The sequence below is a fragment of the Paraburkholderia guartelaensis genome, assembly GCF_004353905.1.
In the GTDB taxonomy this organism is placed as follows: domain Bacteria; phylum Pseudomonadota; class Gammaproteobacteria; order Burkholderiales; family Burkholderiaceae; genus Paraburkholderia; species Paraburkholderia guartelaensis.
Genome location: NZ_SMOD01000144.1, coordinates 1 through 1,637 on the forward strand (window position 1 = coordinate 1; position 1,637 = coordinate 1,637).

Annotated in this window: 1 protein-coding gene; it reads left to right on the plus strand. The window is 56.1% G+C overall.

The window, feature by feature from the left end; genetic code table 11:
* The first annotated feature begins 66 nt into the window (after positions 1-66).
* A complete protein-coding gene (locus tag E1N52_RS43625) occupies positions 67-1,512 on the plus strand; it encodes an IS1182 family transposase (RefSeq protein ID WP_133191254.1) in 1,446 nt (481 codons plus the stop codon).
* Positions 1,513-1,637: the final 125 nt, after the last annotated feature.

Genomic DNA, 1,637 nt, shown 5'->3' on the forward strand with positions numbered 1-1,637 from the left:
GGCCGAGGCCGTGTGAAAACGCATGGATCGCCTAAACTGAATCAACGCATGGTTACCGGGTGATTCATGAAGCGATTCGTTGAAGGCGATGACCGCAAGCAGGTCGCATTACTTCCCGAATGCGTCGATGACTACATCGGGCAGGACAATCCGGTCCGGGTCATCGATGCCTTCGTCGATGAATTAGATCTTGCGGAACTTGGTTTCAACGGTACCACGCCAGCAGCCACGGGTCGTCCGTCCTACCATCCGGGCGTGATGCTCAAGATCTACGTCTATGGATATCTGAACAGGGTGCCATCTAGCAGGCGTCTCGAGCGCGAATGCCAACGGAACGTCGAGGTGATGTGGTTGACGGGGCGTCTGACGCCGGACTTCAAGACGATCGCCGACTTTCGCCGCGACAACGGCCCGGCCATTCGCAATGTATGCCGTCGCTTCGTCGAACTGTGTCGCGGATTGAAACTGTTATGCAGCGACATGGTGGCTATTGACGGCAGCAAGTTCAAGGCTGTAAACAGCCGTGACAGGAACTACACAGAAGGCAAGATCGACAAGCGTCAGCAGCAGATTGAGGAAAGTGTTCAGCGATATCTCGACATGATTGAAACCGCAGACCGGACCAGTCCGACGGGTTTCGATGCGAGGACTGAACGGCTGTATGAGAAGATCGCAATCTTGCGCGAGCAGATGCGTGAGCTCAAGCGAATCAAAAAGCAACTGAAGAAAGAACCGGACAGACAGTTGTCGCTTACCGATCCGGACTCCCGTTCCATGACGAGTGGTGGCAAAAGAACCGGAACGGTTGGTTATAACGTTCAGGTCGCCGTAGATACAAAGCATCATCTGATCGTCGAACACGACGTAACGAATGTCGGAGGTGACCACGGACAACTCGGCCGGATCGCTGCGTCGGCGAAGAAAGCGATGGGCAAGCCCAAACTGAAGGTGCTGGCTGACCGGGGCTACTTCAGCGGTCCGGATATCCGCACATGCGAGCTGACCGGGATCACGCCGTATGTCCCGAAACCCCTCACTTCAGCGTCAAGGAAGAAAGGACTCTTTACCAAGCGCGACTTTGTTTACGTTCCAGGGAAAGACGAATATCGATGCCCCGCCGGCGAGCGCGCAATCCGTCGATTCACGACCGTGGAACACGGAATGACGCTGCAGGTGTACTGGCCGAGCGCCTGCCCGCGTTGCCCGCTCAAGGAACGATGTTCGCCCAGCGACTACCGCCGAATTCGACGATGGGAGCACGAACATATACTTGATGCCATGCAGCGTCGACTAGACCGCAAGCCTGACGCAATGACCATCCGCAGAAGCACTGTTGAGCACGTCTTCGGCACGCTAAAGCACTGGATGGGGGCCACACACTTCCTGACCAGGACGCTTGGACGGGTGAGTACCGAAATGAGTCTTCAAGTGTTGGCCTACAACCTGAAGCGCGTCATCAAGATACTTGGGGCTGGCAGGGCAATAAATGCGATGAAGCTGGTCGGAACGTAAGGCCCGGAGGGGCTTTTTACGCTCGAAATCCTACGTTAAGTTGGGCCGGAGTTCTCAAGCTTGATTGGTCGGGCTGGCGAGCTCGACTCCGGGGCAAAGAAAACAGTTTCCACACGGCCTCGGCC